This window comes from Mycobacterium sp. NGS22, from assembly GCF_059813095.1.
The window spans coordinates 221,201-236,418 of sequence record NZ_JCALDY010000003.1; the positions used below are offsets into that span (position 1 = coordinate 221,201).

The following is a 15,218-nucleotide window of genomic DNA, read 5'->3' on the forward strand; positions in this document are numbered from 1 at the left end:
TAACACCATGACCAGAACTATGACCGCCACTGACGTCAAAGCAAAGATTCTGGCCCTGCTCGACGAAGTCGCCGACGGTGAGGAAATCGAGATCACCAAACATGGCCGTACGGTGGCCCGATTGGTCGGTGCGCGCGGCGCGCACGCGCTCAAGGGGCGGATGTCCGGCAGGGCGATGAGCGCCGTCGAAGAGGATGAACTCTTCGGCACCGATGTTTCCTGGGACGTCTCGTGACCACCGTGTTGCTCGACTCGCACGTGCTGCATTGGTGGTCGGCCGAGCCGGCGCGCCTGAGCAAATCGGCGCGCCAAGCCGTCGAACAAGCCGACGAGCTGGCCGTTGCCGCGATCACGTGGTTCGAACTTGCCTGGCTTGCCGAGCACGAACGCATCCTGCTGACGATCCCTGTGCGAACGTGGCTACAACAGCTCGCCGAAAATGTGCGCACGATCGGTATCACGCCGGCCGTGGCCGCGACTGCGGTCTCGCTTCCCTCGTCGTTCCCGGGTGACCCCGCTGACCGCCTGATCTACGCCTGCGCTGTCGAGCATGGCTGGCGACTGGTGACCAAGGATCGCAAGCTGCGGAGTCATCGACACCCACGACCGGTTGCCGTCTGGTAACTGGTATTCGCCCGCCTATCGTGGACGCCATGTGCCGGAACATCACCGAATTGCGCGGGCTGGAGCCGCCCGCCACACCCGAGGAAGTCGCGGCCGCGGCGCGCCAGTATGTGCGCAAGGTCAGCGGCATCACCCGCCCGTCGGCGGTCAACGAAGCCGCGTTCGAAGCAGCGGTCGCCGAGGTCACGGCGACCACCACGCGGTTGCTGGAGGCGCTGCCGCAACGCCGGCAACCGCCCAGGACGGTGCCGCCGCTCCGCCGCCCCGAGGTGCTGGCCAGATTGCAATGAGTCCCGCGCTCAAAGAGTGGAGCGCCGCTGTGCACGCCCTGCTCGACGGGCGTCAGAGGATCCTGTTGCGCAAAGGCGGCGTCGGCGAGAAGCGGTTCGACGTCGCGGCCCGCGAGTTCCTGCTGTTCCCGACGGTCGCGCACAGCCACGCCCAGCGCGTGCGGCCTGAGCACCAGGGCTTACTGGAACGGGCGGCCGAAGACAGCACCGACGAGCACGTCACGATCCGGGCTGCGGCCAAAGTCGTTGCGGCGCTGGCAGTCAACCGGCCGGAGGGGCTGGCGCAGATCGAGGATCTGCACATCTGGACCGCCGATTCGGTGCAAGCCGACCGGCTGGACTTTCGGCCCAAACACAAGCTCGCCGTGCTCGTGGTCAACGCGATCCCGCTCACCGGGCCGGTGCGGCTGAGCCGCACTCCCGACTACGCCGGCTGCACCAGCTGGGTGGAGTTGCCCGTCACGCCCACCCTGACCGAACCGCTGCACGACGACGCTGCATTAGCCGAGGTCGCCGACCGAGTCCGCGCCGCCGTCGGCTGATCTTCGTTGCACCGGCAGCACTAGCCGGGATTCACCGAAATGCACCGAGTGCGTGGCAGGGCGCAGCTGATGCCCGGTCAGCATCGGCTCCTCGGTGCCCAGGTTGCGCGCGTAGCGGGGGAACCAGCTGCCGGTGATCAGCACCCTGATGCGGGACCCGGCGGCGAATCGATGCGCGATGGCATCGAGTTCGATGGTGACGCGGCGGGTGCCCGACTCGTCGGTGGCCAGCCGGCGGTAACCGTCGCTGACGTTGCGGGACTTGCCTTTTGCGTCGACCTCGCTGACCCGGACGAACAGGTCGACGTTGGGGTTATCGGCGCTGTGCTCCAGCTCGACGACGGGGTTCCCGTACACGTCCAGGTCGTGGGTGAGGGTGGTGCCGGTGAAGCTGAGCACGTCGTCGCGCAACGCCAGGCGGGTGTCGTCGCGGTAGCCACCTTTCGGCGAGAGCAGCGGACCGCCGGTGGTCGGCGTCGGGTCGGCCGGGTCGTAATGAAAGTTCGCCGGCCGCGTCTTGGTCGTCGGCGGCGTGTCGCCCAGATGCCCGTAGGGCTGCAGAAAAAACACCTGATCGGTGGTCGCCGGCGGCCAGTCGGGCAGATGCCGCCAACCCCGGCCGGCGACGAACACGTGCACCGGGCTGGGACGGCGTAGTTCGGGTGCGCCGCCGAGGTGCGTGTCGAGCCAGTCCAGCGTTTCGCGCGCACAGGTCGGCATTCCCTGGAACAGCATCTGGGTGTGCGTCCACGGACCGACCGTCAGCGCCACGTTGACGCCCCGGTCTTGCAGGTGCCGATACTGCTGCAAGGTCTGGCGCAGGAAGATGTCCTGCCACCCGCTGAGCAACAGCACCGGCACGTCCACCCGGTCCAGCGCGTCGGGGAAGCGCAGCCGGTCCCAGAACGGGTCGTGGGCGTCGGTGTGTTCGACCCACGATTCGAACCACGGCGCCCCCGCGCCGAGCAACGCCCGCGCGGCCGGGCCCAGCGGCACCTCACCGACGGCACGCGCCACCTTGCGAGGGGCGCGCAGCTGACGGATACCGGTCCGGATGCGGCCGGGATCCTCCTGGCGGGCGACCATAGCGCTCCAGCCCAGGAAATCGTTCACCGCGAACGTGCCGGTGCTCCACACCGAGTCCCGGAAGTCGTGCGGACCCACCGTGATCACCGCCGCCGCCAACTCCGGCGGCGGATCCTGCAGCAGCGCCCACTGGGTGAAGCCGAGGTAGGACAGACCCACGGTGGCGAAGCGGCCGGTGAACCACGGCTGACGGCGCAGCCATTCCACCGTGTCGGAGCCGTCGGCGGCTTCGTTGGCCATCGGCTCGAAGTCGCCGGCGGACCCGAAGGTGCCGCGCACGCTCTGCAGCACGACGTGGTACCCGCGGGCGGCGTACAGGCGGGCGAAGGCCAGTGAGAACGGAAATCCGCGGCCGTAGGGGCCGCGGGCCAGCAGCGTGCCGGCCGGTTTGGACGTCTGCGGTGCGTAGTGGTCGCCGACCAGGTGCACGCCGTCGCGCATCGGGATCCGCACCTGCTGCACGGTGTAGCCCGTTCTCGCCCGTGGCAGGCCCAGCGCCCGGCCCAGTGCACCCATAGCGACCTTGCCGCCGACACCAGCTACCCGAGTGCGCAGTCTCGGCTCGTCTATCGCTGTAGTGCTCACCCTGCCCAGGTTAGGGAAACGGCTCAGAACTTGTAGAGGGGAGCGAGTTCGTTGGCCCGCTGCAGGTTCGTCGAAGGGCAGTCGACGTCGGGTTCGGAGTAGACCGTGGAGTAGAACAGCGACTGTTGAATCACCCCGTAGCTGGTCTTGAACGTCACCATGCAGGAGATGTACCAGAAGCTGTTGTGGTACGTGGGTTTCATCACCCAGTACTGCGCGGCCCGGTGCCCCTGGATCGTGGTCTCGATGGCGTCCGGCGGCAGCGTCTGGGCGTAGGTCCGCCAGACGATCGGTTCCACGGCCAGCTGATAGTTGCCCGCGTCGAACTGGCAGCGCAGCCCCTCCTGGGGTTGCGGCGGCGTGAATGCCAGGCCCAGTCGCTGCGCCGCCTCGAACGGGATGTCCTTGCACGGATCGAACGGGCTCGGGTCCTGCGTCTCCACGATCGGGCTTTTCATCGTGGTCTGCATCGGCGCGGCGGTCGATCGCAACTCGACGTGGCCGCGTTGGGCCGGAGGCGGACCGTACTGCCAGCCCGCCACCCCCACTGTGACCGCTGTGGCCACCGCACCGAACGCTGCAGCCAGACGCACCTTGGCGAACACGAAACCCCCTGCTGTTGGCGGCACTATTGCCGGGAGTGTACAAGCCGGCTCCGCGCGGTCACAGCGAAACCAGTGACGTCCGGTCGCTAGGCTGGTGAGTCGTGGCAGGACATGAGGCAGGGCAGCCGACGCTGTGGGCCGTTTCCGACCTGCACACCGGCCACCTGGGCAACAAGCCCGTCACCGAGTCGCTGCACCCGTCGTCGCCGGACGACTGGCTGATCGTCTGCGGCGACGTCGCCGAACGCACCGACGAGATCCGCTGGGCGCTGGACCTGCTGCGCCGCCGGTTCGCGAAGGTGATCTGGGTGCCGGGCAACCACGAGTTGTGGACCACCAACCGGGACCCGATGCAGATCTTCGGGCGCGCACGGTACGACTATCTGGTCAACATGTGCGACGAGATGGGCGTCGTCACCCCCGAGCACCCGTTCCCCGTCTGGACCGAGCGGGGCGGGCCGGCCACCATCGTGCCGATGTTCCTGCTCTACGACTACAGCTTCCTGCCGGCCGGAGCGCAGAGCAAAGCCGAAGGTATGGCGATCGCCAAGGAACGCAACGTGGTGTGCACCGACGAGTTCCTGCTCTCGTCGGAGCCCTACGCCACCCGCGACGCCTGGTGCCGCGACCGGGTGGCCAAGACCCGCGCGCGCCTCGAGCAGCTGGACTGGATGCAGCCGACCGTCCTGGTGAACCACTTTCCGCTGGTGCGCGACCCGTGCGACGCGCTGTTCTACCCGGAGTTCTCGCTGTGGTGCGGAACCACCAAGACCGCCGACTGGCACACCCGCTACAACGCGGTCTGCTCGGTGTATGGCCACCTGCACATTCCGCGCACCACCTGGTACGACGACGTGCGGTTCGAAGAGGTGTCGGTGGGTTATCCGCGGGAGTGGCGGCGCCGCAAGCCCTACAGCTGGCTGCGCCAGGTGCTGCCGGATCCGCAGTACGCGCCGGGCTACCTCAACGACTTCGGTGGCCATTTCGTCATCACGCCCGAGATGAAGGCGCAGGCCACCCAGTTCCGGGAACGGTTGCGGCAGCGGCAGAATCGGTGACGGCGCGCATGCTGGTGTCGACGGTGTTGCCCGGCACGCTGGTCGAGGACATGGCTTACGCCGAGTTGTATTCCGACCCGCCCGGGCTGGCCCCGCTGCCGGAGGAGGAGCCGCTGATCGCCAAGTCGGTGGCCAAGCGCCGCAACGAGTTCATCACGGTACGGCACTGCGCCCGCGTCGCCCTCGGTGAGCTCGGGGTGGCGCCGGTGCCAATCCTCAAGGGCGACAAGGGCGAACCACGCTGGCCCGACGGTGTCGTGGGCAGCCTCACGCACTGCACCGGGTACCGGGGCGCGGTCGTCGGACGTCGGGGTGCCGTGCGATCGATCGGAATCGACGCTGAACCGCACGACGTGCTGCCCAACGGCGTGCTGGACGCGATCAGCCTGCCCGCCGAGCGCATCGAGATCCCCCGGGCCGTGCCATCGGGCCTGCATTGGGACCGAATCCTGTTCTGCGCCAAGGAAGCAACATACAAAGCCTGGTTTCCGCTGACCAACCGTTGGTTGGGGTTCGAGGACGCCCACATCACGTTCTCGGCCGACTCCGAATCCAGCGGGCGATTCGTGTCCCGCATCCTGATCGATCCGGCCGCGCTGTCCGGGCCGCCGTTGACATCGCTGGCTGGGCGCTGGTCGGTGGAGAGCGGCCTGGTGCTGACCGCCATCGTGTTATGAGCGACGCCGGGCTGGTGATCGTCGACAAACCGGCCGGCATCACCAGCCACGACGTGGTGGGGCGGTGCCGGCGGATCTTCGGTACCCGCCGGGTCGGTCACGCCGGGACGCTGGATCCGATGGCCACCGGGGTGCTGGTGATCGGTGTCGAGCGGGCCACCAAAATCCTCGGACTGCTCACCGCGACCTCGAAGTCGTACGCGGCCACCATCCGGCTGGGCCAGCGCACCTCCACCGAAGATGCCGAAGGTGTGCTGCTGCAATCTGTTTCGGCCGCGCACGTCACCGACGATGTGATTGCCGACGCGGTGGGGGCCTTGCGCGGCGACATCGACCAGGTCCCCTCGGCGGTCAGCGCGATCAAGGTCGGCGGCCGTCGCGCCTATCAGCTGGCCCGGGCCGGTGAGGCCGTCGAGCTGGCGGCACGCCCGGTGCGCATCGACCGCTTCGAGGTGCTGGCGGTGCGGCGCTCAGGAGACCTGGTCGATCTCGACGTGGAGGTGGACTGTTCGTCGGGCACCTACATCCGCGCGCTGGCCCGCGACCTGGGTGACGCGCTCGGGGTGGGCGCTCACCTGACGGCGTTGCGGCGCAACCGGGTTGGCCGTTTCGATCTGAGTCACGCGGTCACGCTCGACGAATTGGCTGAGCGGCCGCGACTGAGCCTCAGCCTGGACGAGGCGTGCCTGCTGATGTTTGCGCGCCGGGACCTCGATGCCGGCGAGGTCGACGCCGCCGCCAACGGCCGGGCGCTGTCCCCGGCCGGTATCGAGGGCGTGTACGCCGGGGCCGCCCCGGACGGGCGGGTGATCGCGTTGCTGCGCGACGAAGGTTCGCGTACCAAGTCGGTGGTGGTGATCCGCCCCGCGACCCTGAGCTAGGCGGTGAATCCGCCGTCGACGTTCAGGTTTGCGCCGGTCACGAATCCGGACTCGGGGCCCGCCAGGAAGCTGACGATGGCAGCGATGTCGCTGGTGTGCCCGTAGCGGCCGAGCGCGACGAGAGACCTTAAGCTGTCGGCGAATTCGCCTTCGTCGGGGTTCATCTCGGTGTTGATCGGACCGGGCTGCACGTTGTTCACGGTGATGCCGCGCGGGCCGAGTTCGCGGGCCAATCCGCGGGTCAGCGACGACACCGCACCCTTGGTCATCCCGTACACCGAGACCCCGGGTCCCGGTATCCGGTCGGCGTTGATGCTGCCGATGTTGATGATCCGCGCACCCTCGTGCAGATGCTTGATCGCGCTGCGGATGGCCCAGAAGACGCCGCCGATGTTGATGGACACCAGCCGCTCGAACTGCTCGGCATCGAAGTCATCGATAGGTGCGATGTGAATGGTGCCGGCGTTGTTCACCAGCACATCCAGGCCGCCGAGTTCGGCGACGGTCCGATCGACCGCCGCGGCGATCTGGGCCGGGTCGGCAGCATCTGCCTGGATCGCGACCGCTTTGCCGCCACCGGCCGTCACGTCGGCAACCAGTTTTTCGGCATTGGTTGCCGATGACGCGTAGGTGAATGCCACTGCGGCACCGTCTGCCGCCAGGCGGCGGACGATCTCGGCGCCGATGCCGCGCGAACCACCGGTGACCAGTGCTCGCCTCCCGCTCAGGATTGCTGTGCTCATCTCGACGACCTCCTAGGACGCTTGCGTTACGTCGGGGTCAAGTTGAAGAGCGTCGAATAGATTCCCAATATGTCGTGGGTCACAGAAAAAGCTGACCCGGCAAGCAGCTTGGCTTCGGCGCATTGCAGACTGAGTCAAAGCCGTTCGAGAGGGGCAACGATGCCTAAAGCAACCAACAAAGTGTTCGTCGTCGGCGTCGGGATGACGAAATTCGAAAAACCGGGCCGCCGCGAAGGTTGGGATTACCCCCAGATGGCCAAGGAGTCCGGCACCAAGGCGCTGCAGGACGCCGGTGTCGACTACTCCGAGATCGAGCAGGGCTACGTCGGCTACTGCTCGGGTGACTCCACGTCGGGGCAGCGTGCCCTCTACGAACTCGGCATGACCGGCATCCCGATCGTCAACGTCAACAACAACTGCTCGACGGGGTCCACCGCGCTCTATCTCGGCGCGCAGGCCATCCGGGGCGGACTGGCCGACTGCGTGCTGTCACTGGGCTTCGAGAAGATGCAGCCCGGCGCCCTGCAGGGCGGCGCCGCCGACCGCGAGTCGCCGTTGGGCAACCACATCAAGGCGCTGGCCGAGATCGACGAGTTCGCATTCCCGGTGGCGCCGTGGATGTTTGGCGCGGCCGGCCGCGAGCACATGAAGAAGTACGGCACCACCGCCGAGCACTTCGCGAAGATCGGCTTCAAGAACCACAAGCACTCGGTCAACAATCCCTACGCGCAGTTCCAGGACGAGTACACCCTCGAAGACATCCTGGCCGCCAAGGTGATCAGCGACCCACTGACCAAACTGCAGTGCTCGCCGACCTCCGACGGCTCGGCCGCGGTGGTGCTGGCCAGTGATGACTACGTGGCCCGCCACGGCCTGGCCGGGCAGGCAGTGGAGATCGTCGGGCAGGCGATGACCACCGACTTCGAATCCACCTTCGACGGCAGTGCCCGCAACGTCATCGGCTACGACATGAATGTTCAAGCCGCGCAACAGGTTTACCAGCAGTCCGGTCTCGGGCCCGACGACTTCCAGGTGATCGAGCTGCACGACTGCTTCTCGGCCAACGAGCTGCTGCTCTACGAAGCGTTGGGGCTGTGCGGCGAGGGTGAGGCGCCGAAGCTGATCGACGACGAACAGACCACCTACGGCGGCCGCTGGGTGGTGAACCCGTCGGGTGGGCTGATCTCCAAGGGGCACCCGCTGGGCGCGACCGGGCTGGCGCAGTGCTCGGAGCTGACCTGGCAGCTGCGCGGCACCGCGGATAAGCGGCAGGTCGAAAACGTCACGGCCGCACTGCAACACAACATCGGTCTCGGCGGCGCGGCCGTCGTCACCGCCTACCAGCGCGCCGAGCGCTGACCCCACATCACCTAGGCCAGGTCGCCGCGGCTCAGGCCACCACCCAGATCGCCCGCGCCGCCGGACTGCCCAACTCCACCGTGGTCGCCGCGCCGTCGTCGGCTTCGATAGCGATCGAGATCATCCCGGCGAACTCGCGCCGGGTCAGCACCCGCAGCTGCGAGTCCAGGCTGATCCCCACACTGTCGAAGTAACGCAGCATCTCCGGGTCCGCGTCGGAGATGCGGGCCACCGTCCCGGTCTCGCCGTCGTCGCAGGCCCACAGTTGCCGGGCCGGCGGCGTCGGAACCTGACCGTCGGGCGCCGGGATCGGGTCACCGTGCGGATCGCGACGGGGGAAGCCGAGCTTGGCGTCGATGCGGGCCATGAGCCGATCCGACACCGCGTGCTCGAGCACCTCAGCTTCGTCGTGCACCTCGTCCCAGCCGTAGCCGAGCTCGTCGACCAGGAACGTTTCCAGCAGCCGGTGCCGGCGCACCATCGCCAGCGCCGCACGCCGTCCGGACGCCGTCAGCGTCACCGCACCGTACTTCGCGTGGTCGACCAGACCCTGCTCGGCGAGCTTGCGGATGGATTCCGACGCGGTGCTGGCGGAGACCCCGATCTTTTCCGCCAGCAGCTTGGTGCTGACCTTCTCTCGCGACCACTCCTGGACCGTCCAGATGACTTTGAGATAGTCCTGGGCAACCGCGGTGAGCCCGCCCGGCTCCTCGTCAGCCCTCACAGCAAGAAAGTTTAGGCCCGCGGGATCCGAGCTCGCCTGATTTGGTGTCTCGGCGTTATCGGAGCGCCTTCGTCGACGCCGTAGGCTTGCGGTCGTGCAGCGGTGGCGCGGCCAGGACGAGATCCCCACGGACTGGGGCAGATGCGTGCTGACCATAGGGGTTTTCGACGGTGTGCATCGCGGGCACGCCGAGTTGATCGCGCACGCGGTCAAGGCCGCCCGCGCCCGCGGTGTCCCGTCGGTGCTGATGACCTTCGACCCGCACCCGATGGAAGTGGTCTACCCCGGTAGCCACCCGGCGCAGCTCACGACACTCACCCGCCGCGCCGAGCTGGTCGAAGAGTTGGGCATCGACGTCTTCCTGGTAATGCCGTTCACCACCGATTTCATGAAGCTCACGCCGGACCGCTACGTGCACGAACTCCTCGTGGAGAACTTGCATGTAGTGGAAGTGGTCGTGGGGGAGAACTTCACGTTCGGCAAGAAGGCGGCCGGCAACGTCGAAACGCTGCGCCGGGCCGGCGAGCGGTTCGGTTTCGCGGTGGAGTCGGTGTCGCTGCTGTCCGAGCACCACAGCAACGAGAACGTGACGTTCTCCTCGACCTACATCCGGTCCTGCGTGGACGCCGGCGATGTGGTGGCGGCGGCCGAGGCCCTGGGTAGGCCGCATCGGGTGGAGGGCGTCGTGGTGCGGGGTTACGGGCGCGGGCTCGAGCTGGGGTATCCCACCGCCAATGTGGCGCCGCCGATGTATTCGGCGATCCCGGCCGACGGCGTCTACGCGGCCTGGTTCACCGTGCTCGGGCACGGACCGGCCACCGGCACCGTCGTGCCCGGCGAGCGGTACGAGGCGGCGGTGTCGGTAGGCACCAACCCGACCTTCTCCGGGCGTACCCGCACGGTGGAGGCCTTCGTCCTGGACACCGAAGCCGACCTGTACGGCCAGCACGTCGCGCTGGACTTCGTCGCGCGCATCCGCGGGCAGAAGAAGTTCGATTCGATCGACGATCTGGTCGTCGAGATCGGCAAGGACACCAAACGCACCCGCAAACTGCTGGGTTAGATGGTGGCGGCCCGCCGCGCCCGGCTTCGCCGCGCTTGCGACCGCCACGGGTTAGACGGTGGCGGCCCGCCGCGCCCGGCTTCGCCGCGCTTGCGACCGCCACGGGTTAGATGGTGGCGGCCCGCCGCGCCCGGCTTCGCCGCGCTTGCGACCGCCACGGGTTAGATGGTGGCGGCCCGCCGCGCCCGGCTTCGCCGCGCTTGCGACCGCCACGGGTTAGATGGTGGCGGCCCGCCGCTGTTAGACTGCCCGACGGCGTGCGCTGCGGTTCGCGGTGGCCGCGCCCTTCGATCTTGATCGCGGACCTATTGATGGAGATGTCTTCGTGGCGCTTACCGCCGAGCAGAAAAAAGAAATTCTGAAGTCCTACGGGCTGCACGAGACCGACACCGGATCGCCGGAAGCCCAGATCGCGCTGCTGACCCGGCGGATCGCGGATCTGACTGAGCACCTGAAGGTGCACAAGCACGACCACCACTCGCGGCGCGGCCTGTTGCTGCTGGTCGGCCGGCGCAAGCGGCTGGTCAAGTACCTCACCCAGGTCGACGTCGAGCGTTACCGTTCGCTGATCGAACGGCTGGGTCTGCGCCGCTGACGCGTGGCGTCGTGCGCGCCGCCTTCACCGGGGTTGTCCTGGCTCTGGTCGCCGGCGCATTGACGGGATGTTCGGCACGGCCCGGTGGGCCCGACCTCGCCGACGTCAAAGTGGGGGACTGTCTGAAGCTCGGCGGTACGGCCGACCGCCCGCAAGCGACGAAAGCGGTGTGCGGCAGCCGGGAATCCAACTTCAAAGTCGCCGCGCTCGTCAGCGGTGACGTCAAGTGCCCCGCCGACGTCGACTCGTCCTACTCGGTGCACAACTCGGTCAGCGGCGCTGACAACACCCTGTGCCTGGACATCGACTGGGTGGTCGGCGGATGTATGAGCGTTGACCCGCAGCACACCACCGACCCGGTCCGGGTCGAGTGCAGCGACACCGCCGCGCCGCACCGGCAGCGCGCCACCCAGATCCTCAGAGACCTCGACCCGCAGGCCGGTGTCGACCAGTGCGCGAGCGGTCTGGGTTACACCTATGCCCAGCGGAGGTTCGCGGTGTGCGTGGAGAACGTCACCGCCGGACCCGGAAACTAGAGGCTGTAGGGGTCGTCCTGCCGATATGACGAGTTAGCCGGTGTAGAGTGAGTGCGTTCTGGGCCGGATCGGCCCAAGCACCTCGGTGCGGTTCACGCAGACCCGCGTGTGCCGTTCCAGCGGGTCACTGCGTATCAAGGGAGCTGCCTGAATCGGGCGGTCTTCGGTAGTGGCTGCCGGGCTCCCCGGATCTGGGAAAGGTCGGCCGCTTCGATCGACGGCCGTAGCCGCATCCAGGTTGGTGACCGCCCTCTGGGTTTCCGCGTGACGTACGCGAAACAGCGAATGACCAGAGAGGCCGCACAGACGTATGTCTGCGACTGAAATTGAAGAAGGCGTGTTCGAAACGACCGCCACCATCGACAACGGGAGCTTCGGCACCCGCACCATCCGTTTCGAGACGGGCCGGTTGGCCCAGCAGGCCGCCGGCGCGGTGGTCGCCTATCTCGACGAAGACAACATGCTGCTGTCGGCGACGACCGCCAGCAAGAACCCCAAGGAGCACTTCGACTTCTTCCCGCTGACGGTGGACGTCGAGGAGCGGATGTACGCCGCCGGCCGCATCCCCGGCTCGTTCTTCCGCCGCGAGGGCCGGCCGTCCACCGACGCGATCCTGACCTGCCGGCTCATCGACCGGCCGCTGCGCCCGTCGTTCGTCGACGGTCTGCGCAACGAGATCCAGGTCGTGGTGACGATCCTGAGCCTGGACCCCAATGACCTGTACGACGTGCTGGCGATCAACGCGGCGTCGGCGTCGACCCAGTTGGGTGGGCTGCCGTTCTCCGGTCCGGTCGGCGGCGTGCGGGTGGCGCTGATCGACGGCACCTGGGTCGCCTTCCCGACGGTCGAGCAGCTCGAGCGGGCGGTGTTCGACATGGTGGTGGCGGGTCGCAAAGTCGATGATGACGTAGCGATCATGATGGTCGAGGCCGAGGCCACCGAGAAGGTCATCGAGCTGGTCGAGGGCGGAGCGCAGGCGCCGACCGAGACGATCGTTGCCGAGGGCCTGGAAGCGGCCAAGCCGTTCATCGCCGCGCTGTGCACCGCGCAGCAGGAACTGGCCGACGCGGCGGCAAAACCGACCAACGACTACCCGGTCTTCCCGCCCTACGAGGAAGACGTCTACTACTCGGTGGCCTCGGTGGCCACCGACGAGCTGACCAAGGCGCTGACCATCGGCGGCAAGGCCGAGCGCGACCAGCGCACCGACGAGCTCAAGGCCGAGGTCCTCGAGCGCCTGGCCGGCACCTACGAAGGCCGCGAGAAGGAGGTCAGCGCCGCGTTCCGGTCGCTGACCAAGAAGCTGGTCCGTCAGCGCATCCTGACCGATCACTTCCGCATCGACGGCCGCGGGATCACCGACATCCGCGCGCTGTCCGCCGAGGTCGCGGTGGTGCCGCGGGCACACGGCAGCGCGCTGTTCGAGCGCGGTGAGACCCAGATCCTCGGGGTCACCACATTGGACATGGTCAAGATGGCTCAGCAGATCGACTCGCTGGGACCGGAGACCTCCAAGCGCTACATGCATCACTACAACTTCCCGCCGTTCTCCACCGGCGAGACCGGCCGGGTCGGCTCGCCCAAGCGGCGTGAGATCGGGCACGGCGCGCTGGCCGAGCGGGCGCTGATGCCGGTGCTGCCCAGCGTCGAGGAATTCCCGTACGCCATCCGGCAGGTGTCCGAAGCTCTGGGCTCCAACGGCTCGACGTCGATGGGCTCGGTGTGTGCGTCCACGCTGGCGCTGCTCAACGCCGGTGTGCCGCTGAAGGCGCCGGTCGCCGGGATCGCGATGGGTCTCGTGTCCGACGATATTGAAGTTGACGGCGGGGAGACCGAACGTCGTTTTGTCACCTTGACCGACATCCTGGGCGCCGAGGACGCGTTCGGCGACATGGACTTCAAGTGCGCCGGCACCAAGGACTTCGTCACCGCGCTGCAGCTGGACACCAAGCTGGACGGGATCCCGTCACAGGTGCTGGCGGGTGCGCTGGCACAGGCCAAAGACGCGCGACTGACCATTCTCGAGGTGATGGCCGAGGCCATCGACGGCCCCGACGAGATGAGCCCGTTCGCGCCGCGGGTCACCACGATCAAGGTCCCGGTGGACAAGATCGGCGAGGTCATCGGACCCAAGGGCAAGGTGATCAACGCGATCACCGAGGAGACCGGCGCGCAGATCTCCATCGAGGACGACGGCACGGTGTTCGTCGGCGCCACCGACGGCCCGTCGGCGCAGGCCGCGATCGACCGGATCAACGCGATCGCCAACCCGCAGCTGCCGACTGTGGGTGAGCGGTTCCTCGGAACCGTGGTCAAGACAACCGATTTCGGTGCGTTCGTGTCGCTGCTCCCGGGCCGTGACGGCCTGGTCCACATCTCGAAGCTGGGCCGGGGCAAGCGCATCGCGAAGGTCGAGGACGTGGTCAACGTCGGCGACAAGCTGCGCGTGGAGATCGCCGACATCGACAAGCGGGGCAAGATCTCGCTGGTGCTCGTTGACGAAGAGGCCGCTGCAGAGACCGCCGCCCCGGCAGATGCCGCGCCGGTCAGCAGCTGACCCGGACCGCACGGCAGTACGCCGGACCACACTGCCGGGCGGTCTTCGGGTCGTCACCGAATACCTGCCGGCGGTGCGGTCGGCGTCCGTCGGCGTCTGGGTCGGGGTCGGATCGCGCGACGAGGGCACCACGGTGGCCGGCGCCGCGCACTTCCTGGAACACCTGCTGTTCAAGTCGACCCCGACCCGCACCGCGGTGGACATCGCGCAGGCGATGGATGCCGTCGGCGGTGAGCTCAACGCGTTCACTTCCAAAGAGCACACCTGCTATTACGCGCATGTCCTGGACAGCGACCTGACGCTGGCCGTCGACCTGGTGGCCGACGTGGTGCTCAACGGCCGGTGTGCCGTCGACGACGTCGAACTCGAACGCGACGTGGTGCTCGAGGAGATCGCGATGCGCGACGACGACCCCGAGGACGCGCTGGCCGACATGTTCATGACGGCTTTGTTCGGCGACCATCCGGTGGGCCGGCCGGTGATCGGCAGCGCGCAATCGGTGTCGGCGATGACCCGCTCGCAACTGCATTCGTTTCACCAGCGGCGCTACACGCCGGAGCGGATGGTGGTGGCGGTGGCCGGCAACGTCGACCACGACGAGGTCGTCGGGTTGGTGCGCCGGCACTTCGGGGCGCGCCTGGTCCGCGGCCGTAAGCCGGTGGCGCCGCGCAAGGGAGCGGGACGGGTGAACGGTGCACCCGGTCTGATGCTGGGCAGCCGTGACGCCGAGCAGACGCACATCTCGCTGGGCGTGCGGACCCCCGGTCGCGGCTGGGAGCACCGCTGGGCGCTGTCCGTGCTGCACACCGCACTCGGCGGCGGTCTGTCGTCGCGGCTGTTCCAAGAGGTGCGCGAGGCCCGCGGGCTGGCCTACTCGGTCTACTCGGCGCTGGACCTGTTCGCCGACAGCGGGGCGCTGTCGGTGTACGCGGCCTGCCTCCCGGAGCGGTTCGCCGACGTGCTGAAGGTGACCGGCACGGTACTGGAATCGGTTGCGCGCGAAGGAATCACCGAGGACGAGTGTCGGATCGCCAAGGGCTCGCTGCGGGGCGGGCTGGTGCTGGGACTGGAGGATTCCGGTTCACGGATGAGCCGGATCGGCCGCAGCGAACTGAACTACGGCGCGCACCGCAGCATCGAGCACACGCTGCGCCAGATCGACCGGGTGACCCTCGACGAGGTCAACGCCGTGGCCAAGCGGGTGTTGAGCAAACCGTTCGGGGCCGCCGTCCTCGGTCCGTACAAGTCGAAACGGTCGCTGCCGCAACAACTTCGAGCAATGATAAGTTAACT

Annotated in this window: 17 protein-coding genes; 13 read left to right on the forward strand and 4 right to left on the reverse strand. The window is 67.8% G+C overall.

The genetic code is table 11. From position 1 onward, the window contains the following. Positions 1 to 19 precede the first annotated feature (19 nt). From AC5Y47_RS04270 to AC5Y47_RS04285, 4 genes are read left to right on the forward strand one after another with little or no spacing between them, the layout of a single operon-like run. Complete coding sequence (locus AC5Y47_RS04270) at positions 20 to 235, forward strand: type II toxin-antitoxin system Phd/YefM family antitoxin (RefSeq protein ID WP_499942375.1); 216 nt, start codon at positions 20 to 22, stop codon at positions 233 to 235. Beyond that, positions 232 to 624, forward strand: coding sequence for a type II toxin-antitoxin system VapC family toxin (locus AC5Y47_RS04275; protein WP_499942235.1), 393 nt, complete (start codon positions 232 to 234; stop codon positions 622 to 624). Before AC5Y47_RS04270 ends, AC5Y47_RS04275 begins: the two co-directional genes overlap by 4 nt. 29 nt (positions 625 to 653) lie before the next feature. Next, positions 654 to 914: a DUF2277 domain-containing protein gene (locus AC5Y47_RS04280; RefSeq protein ID WP_499942237.1), complete on the forward strand. Its 261-nt coding sequence runs from the start codon at positions 654 to 656 to the stop codon at positions 912 to 914. Beyond that, positions 911 to 1,456, forward strand: a complete 546-nt coding sequence (locus tag AC5Y47_RS04285; RefSeq protein WP_499942239.1) for a DUF1802 family protein — start codon at positions 911 to 913, stop codon at positions 1,454 to 1,456. Before AC5Y47_RS04280 ends, AC5Y47_RS04285 begins: the two co-directional genes overlap by 4 nt. Here the strand turns inward: AC5Y47_RS04285 and AC5Y47_RS04290 are convergent. Further along, complete coding sequence (locus AC5Y47_RS04290) at positions 1,415 to 3,127, reverse strand: CocE/NonD family hydrolase (protein ID WP_499942241.1); 1,713 nt, start codon at positions 3,125 to 3,127, stop codon at positions 1,415 to 1,417. The genes AC5Y47_RS04285 and AC5Y47_RS04290 overlap by 42 nt on opposite strands. Before the next feature lie 23 nt (positions 3,128 to 3,150). Next, positions 3,151 to 3,732, reverse strand: coding sequence for a DUF3558 domain-containing protein (locus AC5Y47_RS04295; protein ID WP_499942377.1), 582 nt, complete (start codon positions 3,730 to 3,732; stop codon positions 3,151 to 3,153). A 101-nt stretch (positions 3,733 to 3,833) separates the two neighbouring features. Between AC5Y47_RS04295 and pptH the strand changes: the two genes are divergently transcribed. Genes pptH through truB form a run of 3 tightly spaced genes read left to right on the forward strand, consistent with a single transcriptional unit; the run spans position 3,834 to position 6,348 of the window. Then, on the forward strand, positions 3,834 to 4,790 hold the full coding sequence (gene pptH, locus AC5Y47_RS04300) for an ACP phosphodiesterase PptH (protein ID WP_499942243.1): 957 nt from the start codon (positions 3,834 to 3,836) through the stop codon (positions 4,788 to 4,790). 8 nt (positions 4,791 to 4,798) lie between these two features. Continuing rightward, positions 4,799 to 5,467, forward strand: coding sequence for a 4'-phosphopantetheinyl transferase PptT (gene pptT, locus AC5Y47_RS04305; protein ID WP_499942379.1), 669 nt, complete (start codon positions 4,799 to 4,801; stop codon positions 5,465 to 5,467). Continuing rightward, on the forward strand, positions 5,464 to 6,348 hold the full coding sequence (gene truB / locus AC5Y47_RS04310; protein ID WP_499942245.1) for a tRNA pseudouridine(55) synthase TruB: 885 nt from the start codon (positions 5,464 to 5,466) through the stop codon (positions 6,346 to 6,348). The genes pptT and truB overlap by 4 nt, the downstream gene beginning before the upstream one ends. Here truB and AC5Y47_RS04315 read toward each other — a convergent pair. Beyond that, a complete protein-coding gene (locus AC5Y47_RS04315; protein WP_499942247.1) occupies positions 6,345 to 7,091 on the reverse strand; it encodes an SDR family oxidoreductase in 747 nt (248 codons plus the stop codon). The genes truB and AC5Y47_RS04315 overlap by 4 nt on opposite strands. A 159-nt stretch (positions 7,092 to 7,250) precedes the next feature. On the opposite strand from AC5Y47_RS04315, the gene AC5Y47_RS04320 reads away from it, so the two are divergent. Then, positions 7,251 to 8,450, forward strand: coding sequence for a lipid-transfer protein (locus tag AC5Y47_RS04320; RefSeq protein ID WP_499942249.1), 1,200 nt, complete (start codon positions 7,251 to 7,253; stop codon positions 8,448 to 8,450). Between the two features lie 31 nt (positions 8,451 to 8,481). On the opposite strand, the gene mntR is transcribed toward AC5Y47_RS04320, so the two are convergent. Next, positions 8,482 to 9,174 (reverse strand): manganese-binding transcriptional regulator MntR, encoded by a 693-nt coding sequence (gene mntR, locus AC5Y47_RS04325; protein ID WP_499942250.1) that lies wholly within the window; start codon positions 9,172 to 9,174, stop codon positions 8,482 to 8,484. A gap of 94 nt (positions 9,175 to 9,268) precedes the next feature. Here mntR and AC5Y47_RS04330 point away from each other — a divergent pair, with 94 nt between their 5' ends. The 5 genes from AC5Y47_RS04330 to AC5Y47_RS04350 all read left to right on the forward strand — a co-directional run bounded on the left by AC5Y47_RS04330 (position 9,269) and on the right by AC5Y47_RS04350 (position 15,216). Then, on the forward strand, positions 9,269 to 10,237 hold the full coding sequence (locus AC5Y47_RS04330) for a bifunctional riboflavin kinase/FAD synthetase (RefSeq protein WP_499942252.1): 969 nt from the start codon (positions 9,269 to 9,271) through the stop codon (positions 10,235 to 10,237). Between the two features lie 325 nt (positions 10,238 to 10,562). After that, positions 10,563 to 10,832, forward strand: coding sequence for a 30S ribosomal protein S15 (gene rpsO, locus AC5Y47_RS04335; protein ID WP_499942381.1), 270 nt, complete (start codon positions 10,563 to 10,565; stop codon positions 10,830 to 10,832). Between the two features lie 11 nt (positions 10,833 to 10,843). Continuing rightward, positions 10,844 to 11,368, forward strand: coding sequence for an LppU family putative lipoprotein (lppU, locus tag AC5Y47_RS04340; protein WP_499942253.1), 525 nt, complete (start codon positions 10,844 to 10,846; stop codon positions 11,366 to 11,368). A 310-nt stretch (positions 11,369 to 11,678) separates the two neighbouring features. Further along, positions 11,679 to 13,925 (forward strand): polyribonucleotide nucleotidyltransferase, encoded by a 2,247-nt coding sequence (locus AC5Y47_RS04345; RefSeq protein ID WP_499942255.1) that lies wholly within the window; start codon positions 11,679 to 11,681, stop codon positions 13,923 to 13,925. Next, positions 13,903 to 15,216 carry a M16 family metallopeptidase gene (locus AC5Y47_RS04350; RefSeq protein WP_499942257.1) on the forward strand — a complete coding sequence of 438 codons (1,314 nt, stop codon included), beginning with the start codon at positions 13,903 to 13,905 and terminating at the stop codon, positions 15,214 to 15,216. The genes AC5Y47_RS04345 and AC5Y47_RS04350 overlap by 23 nt, the downstream gene beginning before the upstream one ends. Positions 15,217 to 15,218: the final 2 nt, after the last annotated feature.

Excerpts from the sequence above, each read along its gene's own strand:
- AC5Y47_RS04280 (WP_499942237.1), top strand. The coding sequence starts at position 654 with ATGTGCCGGAACATCACCGAATTGCGCGGGCTGGAGCCGCCCGCCACA.
- AC5Y47_RS04350 (WP_499942257.1), top strand. The coding sequence starts at position 13,903 with ATGCCGCGCCGGTCAGCAGCTGACCCGGACCGCACGGCAGTACGCCGG.
- truB (WP_499942245.1), top strand. The coding sequence starts at position 5,464 with ATGAGCGACGCCGGGCTGGTGATCGTCGACAAACCGGCCGGCATCACC.
- AC5Y47_RS04320 (WP_499942249.1), top strand. The coding sequence starts at position 7,251 with ATGCCTAAAGCAACCAACAAAGTGTTCGTCGTCGGCGTCGGGATGACG.
- pptT (WP_499942379.1), top strand. The coding sequence starts at position 4,799 with ATGCTGGTGTCGACGGTGTTGCCCGGCACGCTGGTCGAGGACATGGCT.
- AC5Y47_RS04315 (WP_499942247.1), bottom strand. The coding sequence starts at position 7,091 with ATGAGCACAGCAATCCTGAGCGGGAGGCGAGCACTGGTCACCGGTGGT.
- AC5Y47_RS04270 (WP_499942375.1), top strand. The coding sequence starts at position 20 with ATGACCGCCACTGACGTCAAAGCAAAGATTCTGGCCCTGCTCGACGAA.
- AC5Y47_RS04285 (WP_499942239.1), top strand. The coding sequence starts at position 911 with ATGAGTCCCGCGCTCAAAGAGTGGAGCGCCGCTGTGCACGCCCTGCTC.
- AC5Y47_RS04345 (WP_499942255.1), top strand. The coding sequence starts at position 11,679 with ATGTCTGCGACTGAAATTGAAGAAGGCGTGTTCGAAACGACCGCCACC.